Here is a 19,235-nt window from a genome sequence, read left to right as displayed (position 1 = left end):
AGACAAGCCCATGAAAAAGACCCTCATCCAACTGGCCGCCGCGTGCAGCCTCGTGCTAGCCAGCACCGCCGCCCTGGCGCAGGATTTTCAAGACCGCACCCTCAAACTGGGCCACCTCAACAACACCGACCACCCCACCAGCCTGGGCGTGAAGAAGTTTGCCGAATTGGTCAGCAGCCGCAGTGGCGGCAAGATCAAGGTGACTGAGTTCGCCAGCAGCCAATTGGGCAACGAACTGCAGCAACAGTCCGCCTTGATGGGCGGCGTGCAGGAGATGCTGGTGGCCTCCACCACCTCGCTGGCGGGCATCGTCAAAGAGTTCGGCCTGCTGGATTTTCCGTTCCTGTTCAGCCACCCGCGGCAGGCCGACGCGATGGTGGACGGGCCGCTGGGCGCCCTGCTCAAGAGCCGGCTGAACGACAAAGGCATCGTGGTGCTGGGCTTCTTTGACCTGGGCTTTCGCAACGTGACCAACAGCAAGCGCCCCATCACGCGGGGCGAAGACCTCGACGGCCTGAAACTGCGGGTGATCCCCAACCCCGTGTTTGTGGAGACCTTCAAGACCTTCAAGGCCAACCCCCTGCCCTTGCCTTTTGCCGAGCTCTACGGCGCCCTGGAGAGCAAGACCGTGGACGGCCAGGAGAACCCCTACGCGGTGATCCTCTCGAGCAAGCTCTACGAGGTGAACAAATACGTCAGCGAGACCAACCACGTCTACGCGACCAACCCGATCCAGGTCAGCAAGAAGTTCTGGGACAAGCTGAATCCGGCCGAGCAAAAGCTGCTGCAGGAGGCGGCCACCGAGGCGCAGAACTACCAGCGCGGGGTCAGCCGCGAGGTGTCGGCCAAGGCGGTCAACGAACTCAAGGCCAAGGGCATGGTGTTCAACACCCTCTCCGAGCCCGAACAGCAGCGCATGCGCAACGAGGTGCGGCCCGTGCACGACAAGTTCGCCGCCTCGTACGACCCGGCTGTGGTGAAGCTGTTCAAGAGCGAACTGGAGCGCGTCTCCAAGCTCTGAACCCGGCGCAGGGGGCGGCGTGCCGCCCCCGCCGCTCAAGCGGCCGCACGCTGCCCACCAAAAAAACACCCCGCCTTGCGGTGCAAGCGGGGTGTCGGCGGGGTCGGGCTAGGCGAGGCTGGGCCGGCGGCCGCGGCCGCTCAGGCCGTGCTCAGGCGTCCATCTGGGCGATCATGACGTCGCCAAAGCCCGAGCAGCTGACCTGGATCGCGCCTTCCATGAGGCGGGCAAAGTCATACGTCACGCGCTTGCTCTGCACCGCGCCTTCGAGCGCGCGGATGATCAAATCAGCGGCCTCGGTCCAGCCCAGGTGGCGCAGCATCATCTCGGCCGACAGGATCTCGGAGCCCGGGTTGACGTAGTCCTTGCCTGCGTAGCGCGGCGAGGTGCCATGGGTGGCTTCAAACATCGCCAGGGTCTCGGACAGGTTGGCGCCGGGGGCGATGCCCATGCCGCCCACCTGGGCCGCCAGGGCGTCCGAAATATAGTCGCCGTTGAGGTTCAGCGTGGCCACCACGCTGTATTCGGCCGGGCGCATCAGGATCTGCTGCAGGAAGGCATCGGCGATGCTGTCCTTGATGACGATGTCCTTGCCGTTCTTGGGGTTCTTGACACGCACCCACGGGCCGCCGTCGATCAGCTCGCCACCGAACTCCTTGACCGCCAGGTCATAGGCCCAGTCGCGGAAGGCGCCTTCGGTGAACTTCATGATGTTGCCCTTGTGCACGATGGTCACGCTGGGCTTGTGGTTGTCGATGGCGTACTGGATCGCCTTGCGCATCAGGCGCTCGGTGCCTTCGCGCGACACCGGTTTCAGGCCAATGCCCGAGGTGTTGGGGAAGCGGATCTTGTTGATGCCGAACTCATCGTGCAGGAACTTGATGAGGCGCTTGGCCTTGTCGCTTTCGGCCTCGAACTCGATGCCGGCGTAAATGTCTTCCGAGTTCTCGCGGAAGATCACCATGTTGGTCTTTTCGGGCTCCTTGAGCGGCGACGGCACGCCCTTGAAGTACTGGATGGGGCGCAGGCAGACGTACAGGTCCAACTCCTGGCGCAGCGTCACGTTGAGCGACCGGATGCCCCCGCCCACCGGCGTGGTCAGCGGGCCCTTGATCGACACCACGTAATCGCGCACCGCGTGCAGGGTTTCGTCGGGCAGCCAAACGTCGGGGCCGTAGAGCTGGGTGGATTTCTCACCCGCGTAGACCTCCATCCAGTGGATCTTGCGCTGACCGCCATAGGCCTTGGCCACGGCGGCATCCACCACCTTGATCATCACGGGCGTGATGTCGCGGCCGGTGCCATCGCCTTCGATGAAGGGGATGATGGGCTGGTCGGGCACGTTCAGGGTTTTGTCCGCATTGACCGTGATCTTCTGGCCTTGCGCGGGAACCTGGATGTGCTGGTAGCTGGACATGAACTTGCGACTCCGATGGAAGCTGATGCGAGGGGCTCAGCAGGTGTGAAAAAACCTCAAAGATTCTAGCGGTAAAACCTTTCCCGCTCCGGGGCCCGAGTGGCCCGCCGGGGTCGCCCACGGGACGCGCCGCAGGCCCGCCCGCCCACACCGTCGCCCGAAGGACGCAGGCCACCGGTGGCGGCAGCGCACGGCCCGGCTGCCCCCTTCGAATTGGGCCAAAATGCGGCGTCGGGGCCCCGCCGCGCTGCCGCCTCGAGGCCCTGTTGCTGCCCTTTGCTTGTCCGACCAGGAACCCTGCCCATGCTGCCGATTCGCCGCGCCCTGCGCCACGCCTTCCTTGCTGCCACCCTGACCGCCCTGCTGCCGCTGGGCGGCGCCAGCGCCTGGGCGCAGGAAGGGCCCCAACTCAACCTGCCACGCCTCAAGCTCGGTGCGGGCATGTACCAGATCGATGTGCAGGTGGCGAGCAGCGCGCTCGAGCGCCAGATCGGCCTCATGAACCGCAAAGACATGCCGCAGCACGAAGGCATGCTGTTCGTTTTTGAAGTGCCTGCGGTGCAGTGCTTCTGGATGAAGAACACCCTGCTGCCGCTGACCGCGGCGTTCGTGGCCGACGATGGCACCATTGTCAACTTGGCAGACATGAAGCCGCAGACCACCGACTCGCACTGCAGCAGCCAGCCAGTGCGCTACGTGCTGGAAATGAACCAGGGCTGGTTCGCCAAAAAGGGCATCAAGGCCGGCCAGAAGCTGCGCGGCGCGCCTTTCGACGGCCGCTGAGTCGAGGCGGCCCGCGCACGCCCTGCCCCCTGCGGCGGCACCCACCCCATCGCCGGCCCGGCGCCCAGGCCGGGACCTGGCCCGGCCACAGCACCGCGGCCCGCGGCCGACAGGCCAGCCCCCGGTGCCCAGCCCCTAGCGCCGAGCCCCCGCGCCGAGCGCCGAGCGCCAAGCGGGCATGAAAAAACGGCCCGAAGGCCGTTTTCTGGGGCAGGCGACGCGTCAGCGTCGTCGCATCAGGCGAAGTTGGCTTCGGCGAATTCCCAGTTGACCAGCTTGTCCAGGAAGGTTTCCACGAACTTCGGACGCAGGTTGCGGTAGTCGATGTAGTAGGCGTGTTCCCACACGTCCACGGTCAACAGGGCCTTGTCGGCGGTGGTCAGGGGGGTGCCAGCGGCGCCGGTGTTGACGATGTCCACCGAACCGTCGGCCTTCTTCACCAGCCAGGTCCAGCCCGAACCGAAGTTGCCCACGGCGGACTTCACGAAGGCTTCCTTGAAAGCGGCGTAGCTGCCCCACTTGGCGTTGATGGCAGCGGCCAGGGCGCCCGAAGGTTCACCACCACCGGCGGGCTTCATGCAGCTCCAGAAGAAGGTGTGGTTCCAGATTTGGGCTGCGTTGTTGTAGATGCCGCCGCTGGAGGTCTTGACGATCTCTTCCAGGGTCTTGTTTTCGAACTCGGTGCCCTTTTGCAGGTTGTTCAGGTTCACCACATAGGCGTTGTGGTGCTTGCCGTGGTGGAACTCCAGGGTTTCCTTAGAGTAGTGGGGTGCCAGAGCGTCGATGGCATAGGGCAATGCGGGCAGGGTATGTTCCATGGTTTCCTCGTGTGGTTTATCGTGAAAAAACAACTTTGCTGGCGCATTGTAGGAACTAAATCGCCCAGCGATGCGACAGCGGCGCATCAACCTCGCACCGGGTCGGGTTGAGCGTCGACAGCCCCCGCGCCCAGGCCGCCCGGGCATGCCGGCGATCGCCACCAGCCCACCGTCCAAAGCCCACCCGCGGGCTTGGGACCCCACAACCCAGCCCCCCGCCCGCCGTGCCGCAGGCCCGCATCGAACCGGGCCTGCGGGTCGATCTGCGGCCGGGCCGCGCACCCCGCCTGGGTTCTCCCCCAGCGTGCCAGACCGCAAGCCCTCAGCACGGCCAAGTGCCGTGACAAGCGGCGCCAAATGGGGCTTTGGGCGCTCAAAGCCTTGTGTTTCAAGGCTTGGCGCCGGGTTGGCGACCAAGACTACTCCACAGGCCAGGCGCAGCGGCTGGCGCACGCCCCCGGGGCCAAAATCGCCCTCAAAGCCAAGGCCTGCGTTGTAAGTCCATGATTTCATTGACTATTTCATTGGTCATTTTTTAGTCAATCTGTTGAAACGCCCATTTGGCGCCGCTTCCCGGGGGGGCACAGTGGAGTTCTTCACAAAGTTATCCACAGATTCTGTGGGTGACTTGAGGGGCACAGCACCTGGCACCGCCTGTCGCGGCGGACGGGCAAAGCTCCGCCATAATCCGGGGCGAATCCTTACCCCGTGGGAGAGACGTTTTGTTGTCGATCATTCAAGCTGCAGGCTGGCCCATCTGGCCCCTCCTCGCCTGCTCCGTGCTGGCCGTGGCGCTCATCCTCGAGCGCTTCGTGAGCCTGAAAGTCTCCCGCGTGGCGCCGCCCAACCTGCTGGACGAAGCCCTGACGGTGTCGTCGCAAGGCATCCCGACCGCCGACGTGGTGCTGCAGCTGGAGCAGAACTCGGCGCTCGGCGAAGTGCTGGCCAGTGGCTTCAAGGCGCTGCACCAGAACCCGCATTGCAGCGAGGCCGATCTGCGGGCCGCCCTCGAAGGCACGGGGCGCAGCGTGGCCGCACGGCTGGAGAAGTACCTCAGCGCCCTCGGCACCATCGCCTCGGCGGCGCCGCTGCTGGGCCTGCTGGGCACGGTGATCGGCATGATCGAGATCTTTGGTTCCCAGGGCGGCAGCCCCGGTGTGGGCACGGGGGCCAGCAACCCTGCCCTGCTCGCCCACGGCATCTCGGTGGCGCTGTACAACACCGCGTTCGGGCTGATCGTGGCCATCCCGTCGCTGATTTTCTGGCGCTACTTCCGCAGCCGCGTCGACGCCTACCTGTTGACCCTGGAGCTGGCGGCCGAACGCTTTGCACGCCACCTCAGCAGCCTGCGGAAGTGAAGCGGCCATGAACTTTCGCCCGCGCCGCCAGGAAGAGCCCGAGATCAACCTGATCCCCTTCATCGATGTGTTGCTGGTGGTGCTGATCTTCCTGATGCTCTCCACCACCTACAGCAAGTTCACCGAGCTGCAGCTGCGCCTGCCCGAGGCCGAGGCGGAAACCCAGCGTGACCACCCTAAGGAAGTGATCGTCAGCGTCACCAGCGACGGCCGCTACGCCATCAACAAGGTGCCGGCAGGGCCAGGCAGCGAGGCCCTGGGCATGGCCCTGGCCGAGGCCGCCAAAGGCGGGCGCGAGTCGGTCGTGATCATCAGCGCCGACGCCAATGCGAGCCACCAATCGGTGATCACGGTGATGGAGGCGGCACGCCGCATCGGCCTGAGCCAGGTCACCTTCGCCACCCAGACGCCCGCGGGCGCCAAAGCGCGCTGAGGCGCTGAAGCGCCGCCCCATGGCCGACACGCCCCCCCCACCGTCCGATCACGGCCAGGCCTTTTTGCTGCGCCAGTGGCAGCGGCGTGGTTGGGTGCCCCGCCTGCTGTGGCCGGTGTCGGCCGTGCTTGGCGGCCTGGTGGCGCTGCGGCGCGGGCTGTACCGGCGCGGCTGGCTGCGCAGCGAACGCGTGCCCGCCGTGGTGCTGGTGGTCGGCAATGTGGTGGCGGGCGGTGCCGGCAAGACGCCAACCGTGCTGGCCGTGGTGGAACGGCTGCGCCAGCAGGGCCTGGCGGTGGGCGTGGTGTCGCGTGGCCATGGTCGCCACACCCGGGACTGCCGCGAGGTGCAAGCCCACAGCCTGGCCACCGAGGTCGGCGACGAGCCGCTGCTGATCCAGCGCCGCACAGGGGCCCCGGTGTTTGTGGCGCGGCGCCGCGCCGAGGCCGCGCGCGCCTTGCTGGCCGCCTACCCCGCCACCCGGGTCATCGTGTGCGACGATGGGCTGCAACACCTGGCCCTGCAGCGCGACATCGAACTCTGTGTGTTCGACGACCGGGGGGTGGGCAATGGCTGGCTGCAGCCCGCCGGGCCGCTGCGCGAAGCCTGGCCCCGGCCGGTGGACCTGGTCCTGCACACCGGTGAGCAACCTGCCTTTGCTGGCTACCGCGCCCAACGCCGGCTGGCCGCGCAGGCGGTGAACCGGCTGGGTGAGCAACGCCCCTTGGCCTCGCTGCGCGGCCATCCGCTGCATGCGCTGGCGGGCATCGCCCAACCCAACCGCTTTTTTGACATGCTGCGCGCCGCCGGCCTGCCGCTGGCCCGCTGCACCGCGCTGCCCGACCACCACGACTTTGGCCAGGGCCTGCCCCCGGCCGGCGCGCCCGAAGAGCTGTGGCTGTGCACCGAAAAGGACGCCCACAAGCTCTGGCCGCACTGGCCACAGGCCTGGGCCGTGCCGCTGGTGTTCGAGCCCGAACCAGCTTTCTGGGCCGACTTGCAGCCGCGACTGGCCGCGGCGCTATCATCGCTGCCTCCGGCTCCCCCCTCACCTTCACCCACTCCGCATGGACAGCAAACTTCTTGAACTGCTGGTCTGCCCTGTCACCAAGGGCCCTCTGACCTTCGACCCGGTCCGCCAGGAACTGGTCTCGCACAGCGCACGGCTGGCCTACCCGGTGCGCGACGGCTTGCCGATCCTGCTTGAAAACGAGGCCCGCCCCCTGAGCGACGAGGAACTGGGTCTGTGAGCTACACGGTGTTGATCCCGGCGCGGATGGCCTCGAGCCGCCTGCCCGACAAGCCCCTGGCCGACCTCGCGGGGCGGCCCATGGTGGTGCGTGTGGCCCAGCAGGCAGCCCGCAGCCAGGCCCAACGCACCGTGGTGGCCGCGGACGATCCGCGCATCGTGCAGGCCTGCCAGGCCCATGGGGTCGAAGCGCTGCTGACCCGTGCCAACCACCCGTCCGGCAGCGACCGCCTGGCCGAGGCCTGCGACCTGCTGGGCTTGCCCGACGATGCCGTGGTGGTCAATGTGCAAGGCGATGAGCCGCTGATCCAGCCGGCGCTGATCGACGCCGTGGCCGGCTTGCTGGCCCGCCACCCGCACGCCAGCATGAGCACCGCGGCCCACCCGATTGAATCGCTGGCCGAGTTCAACAACCCGAACGTGGTCAAGGTGGTGCTGGACGCCCAAGGCCTGGCCCTGACCTTCAGCCGAGCCCCCATCCCCCACTCGCGCGACCAGGCCGGGCAGGCCTGGTGGGCCAGCACCGCAGGTGCCGCCGCGGGCCTGCAGCCGCTGCGCCACATCGGCATCTACGGCTACCGCGTGGGTTTCCTGCGGGCCTTCCCGCGGCTGCCCCAGGCGCCACTCGAGGTGCTCGAGTCCCTGGAGCAAATGCGTGCCGTCTGGCATGGCCACCGCATTGCCGTTCACGTCAGCGCCGAAGCACCAGGCCCCGGCGTGGACACGCCGGAAGACCTCGCCCGCGTGCGCAGCCTGCTGGCCCAGGCGCCCGCCTGAGACCGGTCGCGCTGCGCAGCGCCGCAGTCGTCATCGCTTTGTCACCTGCGTAAGGATGACGCAGGGCTTGCCATGCTATCCTCTGGATCAAATTGAGCACTGCGTCTACCCGGGCCTGCCACGGCCCCTTGCGCGTAGCCAGCGGTGCCGGCTGATTTGACACCATCCTCCGAGGACATCCATGAGACTCATTCTGCTGGGCGCGCCAGGCGCGGGTAAAGGCACGCAAGCCACGTTCATCTGCCAGAAATATGGCATTCCCCAGATCTCCACGGGCGACATGCTGCGCGCTGCGGTGAAGGCCGGCACCCCGCTGGGTCTGCAAGCCAAGGCCGTGATGGAGTCCGGCGGTCTGGTCAGCGACGAGCTGATCATCAACCTGGTCAAGGAACGCATCGCCCAAGCCGACTGCGCCTCGGGCTTCCTGTTCGACGGTTTCCCTCGCACCATTCCCCAAGCCGACGCCATGAAGGCGGCCGGCGTCAAGCTCGACTACGTGCTCGAAATCGATGTGCCCTTTGAAGCCATCATCGAGCGCATGAGCGGCCGCCGCTCGCACCCGGCATCGGGTCGCACCTACCACGTCAAGTTCAACCCGCCCAAGGTCGAAGGCGTGGACGACGTGACCGGCGAGGCCCTGATCCAGCGCGAAGACGACAAGGAAGAAACCGTCAAGAAACGCCTGGAGGTGTACAGCGCCCAAACCCGCCCGCTGGTGGACTACTACGGCAACTGGGCCAAGGCCGATCCGGCCGCGGCCCCCAAGTACCGCGCCATCAGTGGCATCGGCGGCGTCGACGCCATCACGGCCCGTGCCTTCGAGGCCCTGAGCAGCTGATCAGCCGCCCCGCCCCGCTCAAAAGCCGCTTCTCGAAGCGGCTTTTTTGTGCCCAAAGCAGCGACTTCACCCGACGACGGCACCCGCCCCGGCAGGCGGCGGCAGGGCGGCGTCGGACCCTGCGCTCAGCGGCGTTTGCGCACGCCCAGGCCCAGCGCGTCTTTTTGTTTCTCGATGCGGTCCTGCTTGCGCTTTTGCAGCTTCTCCATGGCCCGCCGCTTGGTGTAGCCCGACGAATCCGCCCAGGCCCACCACAGCGCGGCCAGGCCAAACGGGGCCAGCACCACGTACCAACTCCACAGTGCGACTGGCCCCAGTTCCAGGTATTTCAGCGTCAACAACAACAGGCCCAAACCCAAAAAAACCATCACGCGCCCCCATGTCAGGATTACCCTCAGGGCGTCAGCACGCCGTGCCGGAGCCCACTACAATTCCTGCAAGACAATGTAACTCAACCCCACCAGAGACCATGATGAAACGCACCCTCCTGACCCTCGCTCTGACGCTGTCGGCTGCCGCACCCGCCATGGCCGACCTGGCCCTGGCCACCTCCAAGAACTGCATGGCCTGCCATGCCGTGGACAAGAAAGTGGTGGGCCCGTCCTACAAAGAAGTGGCTGCCAAGTACGCCGGTCAAAAAGACGCGGCCGACAAGCTGGCCACCAAGATCATCAAGGGGGGATCGGGCGTGTGGGGTCCGGTGCCCATGCCCGCCAACGCCCAGGTGAATGAAGCCGAAGCCAAGAAGCTGGCGGCCTGGGTGCTGACCCAGAAGTGATCGACGGCGGAGGCGCCTCGGCGCCTCGCGTGTCACCGCCTCGGCCAGCCCCTGTGGGCGCTGGGCGGGGGCGCCTCAAGGAGCCTGACCTGTGTCAACGGGTCGGGCTTTTTTGTGCGCGGGTGACCGCCCTCGATCCTCCCCCGTCTTCACCCCCTCACCGCCCCGGGCGCCCCCGGTGGGCGGGCCCCGGAGGCCCGTCAAGGTTCAGGCCGACGGCGCTGCGCCTCGGGTCCGCAAATGGGCGATCGCCTGCCCGACCGACAGCAACAGGCAACCGGCCTGGCGCGCCAGCCGCAGAGCCTGCGCCAGCTGGGCCGGCGTGCAGCCCCAGGGCCCGGGCTGATCGGACACCGCATGGGTGTAGAGGATCAGCCAGCCGCCCGAGGCCGCCGTGGCCTCGATCTGGGCCTGCAACTCGGCGGCCGACAAGCCACCGTCGTACAGGGCCTGGGCGTGCAGGCCCGTGAGGTCGGCATGCCCCCGGTGGATCCCCGGCCGGGTCAGCCGCACCGACTCAAAGCCTGCGGCGGCCAGGGGCTTGCTCAGCAGACCATAGTCGCCGAGCGGAAACGAAAAATGGCGCGGCGCGGCCACGCCCACGGTGTCGGTGAAAAAGCGCGCATTGCGGGCCCACTCCTCGCGCAGGGCGGCCAGGCTCAGCCCGGTCACCGGCTGGTGCGAAAAGGTGTGGCAGCCCAACTCATGCCCCTGCGCCGCCAGGCGCTGCAGGTCCCGCACGGCGTGGCAACGGTGGCCCTGCTCCCACTGGTCGGTCAGCCCGCCAGCGATGTACCAGGTGCCCAGCGCCCCTTCATGGGCCAGGATGTCGCGCCCTTCACGGCAGGCACTGGCCGGCGCATCGTCAAAACTGAGGCTGACCACCCCGGGACCCGCCCCCCAGGCCAGGGGCCGCCGGGCCACCCGGCGCGCCAACCAGCGGTTGGCTGTGCCCAGCCAGGGCCCCAACCCGGCACGCGGCAGCCGTGCAGGCCCAGGCGCCGTCATCGGCTCGGGCCCTGCGTGCAGGGCGCAGGTCGCCAGGCGCTGGCCCTCGGGGCGGTGCCCGTCCCGTGGCGATGCGGGGCTCATGGCCGGCGCCCCAGGCGCCCACGCTCGGCGGTGCCAGCCAGGCTTTCGTAGGTGTACTCCAAGCCCAGGCGCACCACGTTCTGGGCGATGGCCGCCCCGCCGTTGACGCTGACAAAGCGGTCGCGTGAACCTTCGACGTAGGCGCGCCAGCCGCGCGCCAGGCTGTAGTCCAGGCTGGCCCCCAGGCGGGTGCGCAGGTTGTCGGGCTGGCTGGGCAGACCACCCAGCTGGCCGGGCTGGTTCTGCTGCCGCTCGTGGTTGGCCAGCAGGCGCAGGCGGGTCAGCTCCGTCCAGCGCCACCCCAGGCCCAGGCGCACCCCACTGGCCAGGTAGTACAGCGTGGACGGCGTGGCCGAGTCGTAGACCTGACGGAACCACTCCACATCGACGCGGCTCATCGGCGAGAACTGGTAACCCGCGCTGAGGTTGCCCACCATCAGGCTGAAGTTGTTGGGCCCCAGGTTCTGGTAGCTGCGCTGCAGGTGGCCCAGGCGGCCCCCCAGCCGGGTCAGCGGGCTGTAGACCCAGTCCACCTCGACAAAGCTCAGCTGATCGCGGTAGCGGTCGTCCAGCACCGCGACATCGGCCGGGCTGCGGTTGGGGTAGTCGACGGACAGGCGCCGCTGCCCCACGGTCAGCGTCGAGCCCAGCGGCGACTGGTGGCGCAGGGCCAACTGCACCGCGTTGTCATTGCGGTCCAGGTACTGGTTCTGCGCGGCGTCGTGGCGCACCGAGACGCGCTCCAGCGTCAGCGGCACTTCGAGCTCGGGCGTGGCCCGCAGTGCCACCTCGGAGCCGGTGGTCTGCTGGCGCACCAGGTCACGCACCACCTGCACCGAGTTCTGCGGCTGGTACAGGCGCTCATCGGTGGCGTAGCTCACGCGGCCGCGCAGCAGGGGCGTGGCCTCCCAGAGCAGGCGCGCCTCGAACTGCTGGGCCTGGTGGTTGAGCTGGCTTTGCTGGCGGTACTGGCGCCGGCCCTGGCTGGCGGTGATCTCGAGCCGTGTGCTGTCGGACAACAGCGGCGTGATCAAGGCCGCGCGCGCGTCCACCGACATCAGGCTGTCGCTTTGGCGCCCCTGCACCGGGTTGGCCGCCGGGTTGCTGTCGGCCAGGCGCAGCGGGTTGCTGTCACTGGCCCACGAGGAATCGAGCTGCACCGCCACCTCGACCACCGCCTGGGCCGGTGTCGCCACGCCCCAGGCCACGCCCCAGGCCACACCCAGCGCGCCCAGCGCGCCCAGGCGCAGCTTGGGGGAGCGGGCAGGAAGCAAGCGGGTCGTGAAGGGCATGGGCAATGTGTGCAGTGAATCAGCCTGGGTAGCGCTGGGAGGAAGCGCCCTCAGACGCCACGCCACGGCGCCCCATTATCGGGCCTCGGGGCCCCAAGACACCGTTCAAAAAACAAAAGCCACCGCCCATCGCACCGCGCGGCCGCCCACTGTGGCGCCCCCGCCGCAACCCAGGCCGGGCGATGCGGCGCGGTCCGACTCAAAGCCCCCGCCTCCCTCAAGCCCAGCGGTCCAGCACGGCTTGCATCTGCGCGCACTCGGCGGCCACCGACAGGTGGGTCTGCACATGGTCCCGTGCCGCGGCCCCCAACCGTGCCCGGCGGGGCGCGTCGTGCCACAGGGCCTGCAGTTGTTCCGCCAGCGCCCCGGGGTCGCCCGCCGGCACCAGGCAGCCGGTGTCGCCGTCGCGCACGATGTCCTCGGTGCCCGGGCAACGGGTGGCCACCACGGCCCGGCCCATCATCATGGCTTCGGTCAGGGCCACCTGGCCCGACGCGGTCTGCAGGTTGGCAATCGGCACCACATTGAGCGTGGCCCGCTGACACAAAACGCGGCACTCTTGCAGGCTCAGACCCGAGAGCAGCTCGACCTGAGGGGGCAGGTGCAGGCCTTTCAAGGTGCGCGGCGGGGTCACGATCACGGTGCGCAAGCCCAGGCGCTCCACCGCCTTGAGCAGGGTGGCCCAGTCGCGGTTGGCCGAGCCCATGGCCAGCACGAAGGGGCGCTCGCGGTCTTCGTCCAGCCAGGGGGCCTGCAGGTCACGGCCCAAAGGCACGTAATGAAATCGGTCCTCGGGCAGGCCCAGCCAGGCGCTGTACCGGGCCACCTCCTGGCGCGAGTGCACCACGAACACGTCGACGGCCCCCGCCACCTGGCGGGCCAGCGTTTGCTTCAAGCCCCCATACAGCTCGCCGAGGTTGAAGGTCCAGGCCACCAGGGGCCCCCGGCGGAACGTGACGCGCTTGAGGGCCGCCGAGGTCAGGGCCAACGGGGGGAAGGCGGTCAGCAGGCCCTCATGGCGGCGGGATTCGCGGTGGGCCCGGGCGGTCTGGCGCACAAAATCGGCCCAATGCCCCACGGTGGCCCGCGCCCGCAGCGGGTCGTGTTCGTAGTGGGCGGGCACGATGTTGAACTCGTGGCGCACCAGGCCCTCGGTCATCCAGGCTTCGTGGCGGGACTGCAAAAACGGGGTCAGGACATGCCACTTCATGGTGGTCTGGGAGGCGCTCACATCGGGCCTGAAACTGCGCGCGACCCATCAGACCCTCCCAGGCTGATTCGAGGTGCGACAGCCTGAATGATAAAACCTGAACGAATCGCTCAAAATTTCAAATCGGACCTATTTCACGGGCCAGGCCGGCGCCTGTCGCCCCCAGCGGCATAATTTGCAACCATTGAAAGTGGCGGTGTCCAGGGGACCTGCCACGCCACCGGCCCCGCCCATCGGCGCGGCCCCTCTCCTGATCGAGACACTTGCCATGGAACAAAGCAAACTGGCGGCCGGCTGGCGCGCAACCCGCAGCCTGGCGGGCCTGGGACTGTGTTGGCTGCTGGGCGCTCAGCTCGCCCTGGCCCAGGCGACGGGCCCCCAGGACAAAGCCAGCCGCACGGCGGACAAAGCCGGCGCCAGCAGCAAAAGCGCCAGTCCCGCGCTCAACCTGGACGCCCTGCCCCTGGCCCAGCGGCCCGGGGCCCTGGCCCAGGCCCTGGGGCGACCACGCCGCCTGCTGGTGGGGGTGGGCACCACCGACACCGGCACGGTGCTGGGGCAGAACCTGTCGCCCGACATCTACGACCAATACCTGAACGGGGTCGGCACCGACTCCTGGCTGAGCTGGAACAGCCCCTCGGGCGCCTACGTGGACATCGTGATCCAACACGCCGAGATGGTCGGCGCCGTGCCCATGTTCACGCTCTACCAGATGGCCGCCCGGGGCGACAGCAACCTCAGTGGCCTGACCGACCCGACCTTCATGACCCCGTACTGGAACCAGGTGCGGCTGCTGTTCCAGAAGCTGGGCCGCTATGGCCGACCGGTGCTGGTCAACCTGGAGCCCGACTTCTGGGGCTACACCCAGCGCGCCCAGGCCGACCCCCACCGCATGCCCGCCCTGGTCCACCCAAACCCGGACTGCGCAGGCCTGGCCGACACCGTGGCCGGCGTCGCCGCCTGCCTGATCCGCACGGCGCGCACCCATGCCCCGCGCACCCTGGTGGGGTTTCCGCCGTCGATGTTCGACGACCTCAAGGCCACCGACGTGGCCTACATGCAAAGGCTGGGCGCCGGCCAGGCGGACTTTGTCGTGATGCAGACCCAGGACCGTGACGCAGGCTGCATGGAGGCCCAGAACCGCGCCGCCGCCTGTGTGCGCAATGGCCGCCACTGGTACTGGGACGACAGCAATGCCAACCCCAGCAACAGCCAGACCTTCCACCAACATTTCGCCGAAGCCCGGCGCTACTTCGAGGGCCTGCAAAAACCCCTGCTCTGGTGGCAGACCCCGCTCGGGGTGCCCGCGGCCAAACCCAGCAGCAGTCCGCCATGGCGCGACAACCGGGTGCGCTATTTTCTGACCCACCCGCAGGAGCTGGTGGCCGCTGGCGGCGTGGGGGTGGTGTTCAGCCCGGGCGAGCGCAGCCAGACCACGCTGCGCACCGATGGGGGGCAGTTCAAGACCCTGTCCAAAGCCTATTTCGCGCAACCGGCGCCCTTGCCCTGAGCCGCCCCAGCGCTGCCCACCGCCTGACCGCCACGCCCTCTTTCTGACATGGCCGCCCTCTTCCCGGACCCCTCTGCGCCCCAGGCGCCCAACAGCGCGCGCCCCCTGGGGCCCGACTCGCTGGCGGAACGCGGGCTGGAGCACTGGCTGACCAGTCTGTTGATGGTGCTGAGCCTGTCCTGGGCTTTGCTGCCGGCCGGTCTGTCCTGGGACTTTGGCAACGAAGGCGAAGCCAACCTGCGTGACGGCAACTTCATCATCCAGTTGCAGTGGAGCAGCCTGTTCCTGATTGCGGGGGTGGTGTGCCTGCGCCGCTTCCTGCGCTTCCAGGCGGTGGTCAGCGGGCTCAACCCCTTTTTGCTTGCCCTGTTCGTCTACTGCCTGCTCAACATCAGCTGGTCACTGCTGCCGCTGGTGACGATGAAAAAGGTCATCCAGTTCGGCGGCCTGCTGATGATTGGCGTGGCCTTTCAGGTCAGCGAGATGAGCCACACCCGCTGGCTCAAGCTGACCGTGGGCACGCTGCTGCTGTTCCAGGTGGCGTCGCTGTTCGCGGTGGTGCTGATCCCGGACATCGCGATCGAATACACCGGCATCGCCAACGGGGCCTGGCAAGGCGGTGCCTGGCGCGGCGTGACCGACCAAAAGAACAACTACGGCATCCTGAACGCCTTTGCCGCGATGGCCTGGGTGGCCCTGTTCTGCACCCCCAAGACGCGGCTCAGCGCGCTGCTGTTCGTGCTGATGCTGGGCTTTTGTGGTGTCAACCTCGTGATGTCCAAGAGCACCACCAGCTTGTTGGTGACGGTGATGGGGATTGGCTTCTTTCTGCTGTTCCGCTGGAAGTACGTGGCCAGCGAGTTTGTCACCAGCCGGGTGCTGGTGGTGTTGGCCTGCCTGCTGGTGGTCTACCTGCATGCGCTCTATGTGGTGCAGGGCCGGCTGCCGACCTGGGACGAGTTCTTCAAGCCCGTCGCCGATCTGCTGGGCAAGAGCACCGACATCAGCGGTCGCTTCGAGATCTGGGACCTGGTGCTGCAGGAAATTGACCGCCACCGCTGGCAAGGCATCGGCTACGGTGCGTTCTGGCTCGGCAAGGGCAGTGCCTCACAGCCCATCATCGACCACATGTACTGGGTGCCGTTCCAGGCCCACAACGGCTACCTCGACGTGCTCAACGAGCTGGGGGGCATGGGCCTGCTGCTGTTCACGGGCTTCCTCGTCTACCACCTGCTGAGCCTGTACCGACTGTCCCGCTTTGACGCCAGCGAGGCCGCGTTCCATGGGGCGCTGATCGCGGTGATCCTGGTGCACAACGCCACCGAAAGCTCGTTCCTGCGCGGGGTCAACTTCCTCGCGATCCTGGTGATCTTCTCCTCGATCGCGGTCAACAGCTCGTTGCGCCGCCACCAACAGGCCGCCCTGCTGGGGCGCCCTGCCACGGCCCCGAGCCCAGGCCCAGGCCCCGCGCCAACCGCCTGGGCGGCGCAGAACGGCTTCAGGCCCGGTACTCCAAATAGCGAGCGCCCGCCAGGGCACTGAGCTTGCCGCACTGCGCACAGGCCGTGCGCAGCCAGAAAAACGCCCGCACCCGCGAGCGCGGCCAGTGCCCCAGCGCCAGCAACAAGGACACGCCCAATTGCACCAGGGCCCGGGCCCCCAGGCCCAGGGCGCGCAGGCCGCGGCGCAGGCCCGCCAGGGGGTAAAGCTCCACCCGCACAAAGGTCTGCGCACCGCGGTAGGCCCGGCGCAGGATCCAGCCCGGGCGGGCGCGGTCGGCGGGCACCTCTTCACTGACCGTGGCCTCATCGCACCAAACAAAACGGTGGCCCGCGCGGTGCAGCAGCGAAAAGAACAGGGTGTCTTCGCCGCCAGAGCGGCCAAAGTCCGGGTCAAACGGGCCCGCCAGCGAGCGCACCATCGACGCCCGCAGCAGCACGTTGCCGGTGCGCGAATCCTCGGTGTAGATCGGGGTGCCCGTGGCAAAGCGGCGGCGCTCGAAAAAACCGCCCTCGCGCATCCAGTCGGGCGTTGCCTCGGTGTAACGCGCGAGCACCGGCGCCATCACCCCATCGGCGCCGGTCGCCGCCTGGGTCTGGACCAGCAGGGCCAGCCAGTCGGGACCGGGCTCTTCGTCGTCGTCAATGAAGGCCAGCCACTCGCCACGGGCCTGGGCCACGGCGGCATTGCGGGCCTCGGCGATGTTGGGTTGCGGCACATGCACAGTGCGCAACGGCAGGCGCTGCGACCACGCTTGCAGCACCGGCCTGGCGCTGTGCGCCGGGTCGTTGTCGACCACCACGATCTCGCGGGGGGCGCACTGTTGCTGCGCCAAACGGTGCAGCAAGGCGTCCAGCATCTGGGGCCGGCGGAAGGTGCAAACGCAGACGCTGATGTCAGCCATGGACCGCCTCCCGGTTCAAACGCTGGCGTTGCAGGCGCAGCAAGACCAGCAGCAGCACGGTATCCACCGTCTCCATCACGATCAGGGCCAGCACCGCCCCCAAGGCCCCCCAGCGCGGGATCAACAGGCTGGCCACCGCGAGCATGACCACCACCACCACCGCGCCTTCGATGAACAACTGACGGAACGCCCCGATGCTGACCAGCCAGGTGGTGGCAATGGTGCGCGCCACACTGACCACAAAGTAGCCCCCCCAGGCCAGCACCAGGGTGTTGATGCCCTGGTACTTGGCCCCCAGCACATGGGTTTGCAGCCAGGGCAGGCCCAGCAACAGCACACCGATGTAGGCCAGGGAGAGCAGCTCAATGGCGCCCAGCGAACGCCAGCCCAGGCGGTTCAGCCCGGACCAGTCGCGCGCGTGGATCAAGCGCCCCGCCACCGGCCGGGCCACGCGTGACCAGGCCACCACCATCAGGCCCACCGGCACCAGCAAGAGGCGCGAGGCGCTGACCTCGGCCGCGGCCTCGACGCCGGACAGGGCCGACGCGAGGTACAGAAAGCTGTAGTTGCCCAGCCAGCCCACGGCCGTGCCCGGCACCGCCCAACGGCCCTTGTCCCAGATCTGGGCCAAGGTGTGGCGCCAGGGCTCGGGGGCGGTGTCCGGGGGCACCGGGGCTGGGGCGCGGCCCGCCCACCAGGCCAGGCCATGCGCCACGCTGAGGGTGAGCAGCACGTGGGCGGCATTGGCCTGATCGGTCAGGATCAACAGGCCGCCCCCGGCCAGCGCGGTGAGCACGTACACCCCGTCGCTGCGCAGCAGGCTGGGCAGGTCCGCCTGGATGAACCACACGGTGCGCCGGTACTCGCGCAAGGTGGTGGCGACAATGAACAGCGCAAAGGCCAGCCCCACCGGCCAGGCCGACACCTCGGGCACCTGGGTGGCCACCACCCAGGCCGAGCCGGCCCCCATGAGGCCCCCCAAGAGGGCACCGCCCAGGGCCTGGAAACGCAGCAGGCGCCGGATAGCCACCGCCTGCTGGGCCGCGCTCATCTGGGGCGCCAGCGTGGTCAACGGGCTGCCGATCAGGGCCTCGAGCACGCCGACCGCCAGCAAACCAGCGGCAAAAAGTTGCGAGTAAAGGCCGTAGTCGCTCTTGGTACCGAAGCGAATCAGGCACATGCCCACCGCGAAGTTCAGGCCACTGAGCAGCACCTGATCAACGATGGACAGCAGCGAATGGGTCCAGAAAGGCTTTCCCGACAAGCCGCCACCCTGCTAGCGCGGTGCGCGGCGAAACGGCCAGCGCCAGGCCGCAGGCCACCAACGCAGACCGCGGACCGTGGTGGTCCCGGCGGCATACCGCGCGTCGTAGCGGTTGTAGACCGTGCCAAACACCCGCACGCCCACCGACTGCAGGGCCTCCACCGTCTCGCGCAGTTCGGCGATGCGGGTGTGGTGCTCACGCCCCACCACCAGCGCGGCGCCCACCTGGCGCGCAATCACCTTGCCGTCCGACGAGTCCATCGAGGCGGGCGTGTCCACCACCACCACATCGAGGTCGTGGGACAGTTGCTGGATCAACTTCGACAGGTTGGGGTCCTGCAGGATTTCGAGCGGGTTCGGCGGCAGCGGCCCCGCGGGCAGCACGTACAGGTTGGGCAGCACCATGGTCATCACATCGAGGGTGATGGCACTGCGCCCGGACAGCACGCCCGACAGGCCCTTCTTGTTGTTCATGCTGAAGTAACCGTGCACCTTGGGCGAGCGGAAATCGGCATCGATCAGCAGGGTGCGCTTGCCCACCTGGGCAAATGAAAACGCCAGGTTGGCCGCCAGGTAGGTGCGTCCCTCCCCCGAGCCCGGGCTGACCACCGCCACCTGCAATGGGCTCAGATCACGCCCTTCCAGCAGCAGCTCGGAGCGGATGCGGCGGATCGCCTCGGCCTCGGGGCTGTAGGGCGCGTTGGCGATGGGCAGCGGGCAACCCGGGTCCTGGCCGAGGCGCAGATCGGACGCCGTGACGTAGTTGAACTGCTGGGCCAGTACGGCCTGGATCTCGCCTTCGCTGAGCAACTGCAGGCGAACGGCGGCCTCGCCAAAACGCAGCTGCGACTGGTCCTGCAACTGGATGATCTGATCCACCTGGGCCCGTGTCAGGCGGCCCGACTGGATGAACAGCTCGCCCATGCGGTCGCTGCTCATCACCGGGGGCACCGGGGCAGCCTGCGACTCGAGTAAAGGTTCAAATTTCATG

At 68.0% G+C, this 19,235-nt stretch carries 20 protein-coding genes; 11 read left to right on the top strand and 9 right to left on the bottom strand.

From position 1 onward, the window contains the following. Positions 1-10: 10 nt before the first annotated feature. Complete coding sequence (locus tag PSQ40_RS01240; RefSeq protein ID WP_273948119.1) at positions 11-1,021, top strand: TRAP transporter substrate-binding protein; 1,011 nt, start codon at positions 11-13, stop codon at positions 1,019-1,021. Between the two features lie 151 nt (positions 1,022-1,172). Here the strand turns inward: PSQ40_RS01240 and icd are convergent, their stop codons facing one another. Then, entirely contained in the window at positions 1,173-2,438 is a 1,266-nt protein-coding gene (gene icd, locus PSQ40_RS01235) for an NADP-dependent isocitrate dehydrogenase (RefSeq protein ID WP_273948117.1), read from the bottom strand. Positions 2,439-2,741: 303 nt separating this feature from the next. On the opposite strand from icd, the gene PSQ40_RS01230 reads away from it, so the two are divergent. After that, a complete protein-coding gene (locus PSQ40_RS01230) occupies positions 2,742-3,221 on the top strand; it encodes a DUF192 domain-containing protein (RefSeq protein ID WP_273948115.1) in 480 nt (159 codons plus the stop codon). A gap of 236 nt (positions 3,222-3,457) precedes the next feature. Here the strand turns inward: PSQ40_RS01230 and PSQ40_RS01225 are convergent, their stop codons facing one another. Further along, positions 3,458-4,039, bottom strand: coding sequence for a superoxide dismutase (locus PSQ40_RS01225; protein WP_273948114.1), 582 nt, complete (start codon positions 4,037-4,039; stop codon positions 3,458-3,460). A 722-nt stretch (positions 4,040-4,761) separates the two neighbouring features. Between PSQ40_RS01225 and PSQ40_RS01220 the strand changes: the two genes are divergently transcribed. The 6 genes from PSQ40_RS01220 to adk all read left to right on the top strand — a co-directional run bounded on the left by PSQ40_RS01220 (position 4,762) and on the right by adk (position 8,694). Next, positions 4,762-5,397 carry a MotA/TolQ/ExbB proton channel family protein gene (locus PSQ40_RS01220; protein ID WP_273948113.1) on the top strand — a complete coding sequence of 212 codons (636 nt, stop codon included), beginning with the start codon at positions 4,762-4,764 and terminating at the stop codon, positions 5,395-5,397. Positions 5,398-5,404: 7 nt separating this feature from the next. Continuing rightward, complete coding sequence (locus PSQ40_RS01215) at positions 5,405-5,830, top strand: ExbD/TolR family protein (RefSeq protein ID WP_273948111.1); 426 nt, start codon at positions 5,405-5,407, stop codon at positions 5,828-5,830. A gap of 19 nt (positions 5,831-5,849) precedes the next feature. Further along, positions 5,850-6,917, top strand: a complete 1,068-nt coding sequence (lpxK, locus tag PSQ40_RS01210) for a tetraacyldisaccharide 4'-kinase (protein ID WP_273948109.1) — start codon at positions 5,850-5,852, stop codon at positions 6,915-6,917. Then, on the top strand, positions 6,898-7,080 hold the full coding sequence (locus tag PSQ40_RS01205; protein WP_273948107.1) for a Trm112 family protein: 183 nt from the start codon (positions 6,898-6,900) through the stop codon (positions 7,078-7,080). The genes lpxK and PSQ40_RS01205 overlap by 20 nt, the downstream gene beginning before the upstream one ends. Then, positions 7,077-7,856 (top strand): 3-deoxy-manno-octulosonate cytidylyltransferase, encoded by a 780-nt coding sequence (gene kdsB, locus PSQ40_RS01200; RefSeq protein WP_273948104.1) that lies wholly within the window; start codon positions 7,077-7,079, stop codon positions 7,854-7,856. Before PSQ40_RS01205 ends, kdsB begins: the two co-directional genes overlap by 4 nt. A gap of 181 nt (positions 7,857-8,037) precedes the next feature. Next, a complete protein-coding gene (gene adk / locus PSQ40_RS01195; RefSeq protein WP_273948102.1) occupies positions 8,038-8,694 on the top strand; it encodes an adenylate kinase in 657 nt (218 codons plus the stop codon). 125 nt (positions 8,695-8,819) lie between these two features. On the opposite strand, the gene PSQ40_RS01190 is transcribed toward adk, so the two are convergent. After that, positions 8,820-9,062 carry a TIGR04438 family Trp-rich protein gene (locus tag PSQ40_RS01190; protein WP_273948816.1) on the bottom strand — a complete coding sequence of 81 codons (243 nt, stop codon included), beginning with the start codon at positions 9,060-9,062 and terminating at the stop codon, positions 8,820-8,822. Between the two features lie 104 nt (positions 9,063-9,166). On the opposite strand from PSQ40_RS01190, the gene PSQ40_RS01185 reads away from it, so the two are divergent. Further along, the gene (locus PSQ40_RS01185) at positions 9,167-9,472 is read left to right on the top strand and encodes a c-type cytochrome (protein WP_273948100.1); all 306 of its coding nucleotides are present in this window, start codon (positions 9,167-9,169) and stop codon (positions 9,470-9,472) included. Between the two features lie 207 nt (positions 9,473-9,679). Here PSQ40_RS01185 and PSQ40_RS01180 read toward each other — a convergent pair whose 3' ends face one another. The 3 genes from PSQ40_RS01180 to PSQ40_RS01170 all read right to left on the bottom strand — a co-directional run bounded on the left by PSQ40_RS01180 (position 9,680) and on the right by PSQ40_RS01170 (position 13,066). Next, positions 9,680-10,564: a polysaccharide deacetylase family protein gene (locus PSQ40_RS01180; protein ID WP_273948098.1), complete on the bottom strand. Its 885-nt coding sequence runs from the start codon at positions 10,562-10,564 to the stop codon at positions 9,680-9,682. Beyond that, positions 10,561-11,856: a hypothetical protein gene (locus tag PSQ40_RS01175; RefSeq protein WP_273948096.1), complete on the bottom strand. Its 1,296-nt coding sequence runs from the start codon at positions 11,854-11,856 to the stop codon at positions 10,561-10,563. Before PSQ40_RS01175 ends, PSQ40_RS01180 begins: the two co-directional genes overlap by 4 nt. 217 nt (positions 11,857-12,073) lie before the next feature. Beyond that, a complete protein-coding gene (locus tag PSQ40_RS01170; protein ID WP_273948094.1) occupies positions 12,074-13,066 on the bottom strand; it encodes a glycosyltransferase family 4 protein in 993 nt (330 codons plus the stop codon). A 268-nt stretch (positions 13,067-13,334) separates the two neighbouring features. Here PSQ40_RS01170 and PSQ40_RS01165 point away from each other — a divergent pair, with 268 nt between their 5' ends. Together PSQ40_RS01165 and PSQ40_RS01160 are read left to right on the top strand one after the other, a co-directional pair. Then, complete coding sequence (locus PSQ40_RS01165; RefSeq protein ID WP_273948092.1) at positions 13,335-14,576, top strand: hypothetical protein; 1,242 nt, start codon at positions 13,335-13,337, stop codon at positions 14,574-14,576. A 48-nt stretch (positions 14,577-14,624) separates the two neighbouring features. Beyond that, positions 14,625-16,118: an O-antigen ligase family protein gene (locus PSQ40_RS01160; protein WP_273948091.1), complete on the top strand. Its 1,494-nt coding sequence runs from the start codon at positions 14,625-14,627 to the stop codon at positions 16,116-16,118. Here the strand turns inward: PSQ40_RS01160 and PSQ40_RS01155 are convergent. From PSQ40_RS01155 to PSQ40_RS01145, 3 genes are read right to left on the bottom strand one after another with little or no spacing between them, the layout of a single operon-like run. Then, on the bottom strand, positions 16,075-16,980 hold the full coding sequence (locus tag PSQ40_RS01155; protein ID WP_273948089.1) for a glycosyltransferase family 2 protein: 906 nt from the start codon (positions 16,978-16,980) through the stop codon (positions 16,075-16,077). The genes PSQ40_RS01160 and PSQ40_RS01155 overlap by 44 nt on opposite strands. Beyond that, complete coding sequence (locus tag PSQ40_RS01150; RefSeq protein ID WP_273948087.1) at positions 16,973-18,244, bottom strand: MATE family efflux transporter; 1,272 nt, start codon at positions 18,242-18,244, stop codon at positions 16,973-16,975. Before PSQ40_RS01150 ends, PSQ40_RS01155 begins: the two co-directional genes overlap by 8 nt. 12 nt (positions 18,245-18,256) lie before the next feature. Beyond that, on the bottom strand, positions 18,257-19,234 hold the full coding sequence (locus PSQ40_RS01145; RefSeq protein WP_273948085.1) for a polysaccharide biosynthesis tyrosine autokinase: 978 nt from the start codon (positions 19,232-19,234) through the stop codon (positions 18,257-18,259). Position 19,235: the final 1 nt, after the last annotated feature.

The organism is Curvibacter cyanobacteriorum (assembly GCF_028649475.1).
GTDB lineage: Bacteria > Pseudomonadota > Gammaproteobacteria > Burkholderiales > Burkholderiaceae_C > Curvibacter > Curvibacter cyanobacteriorum.
This window is presented reverse-complemented; position numbering and strand designations above follow the sequence as displayed.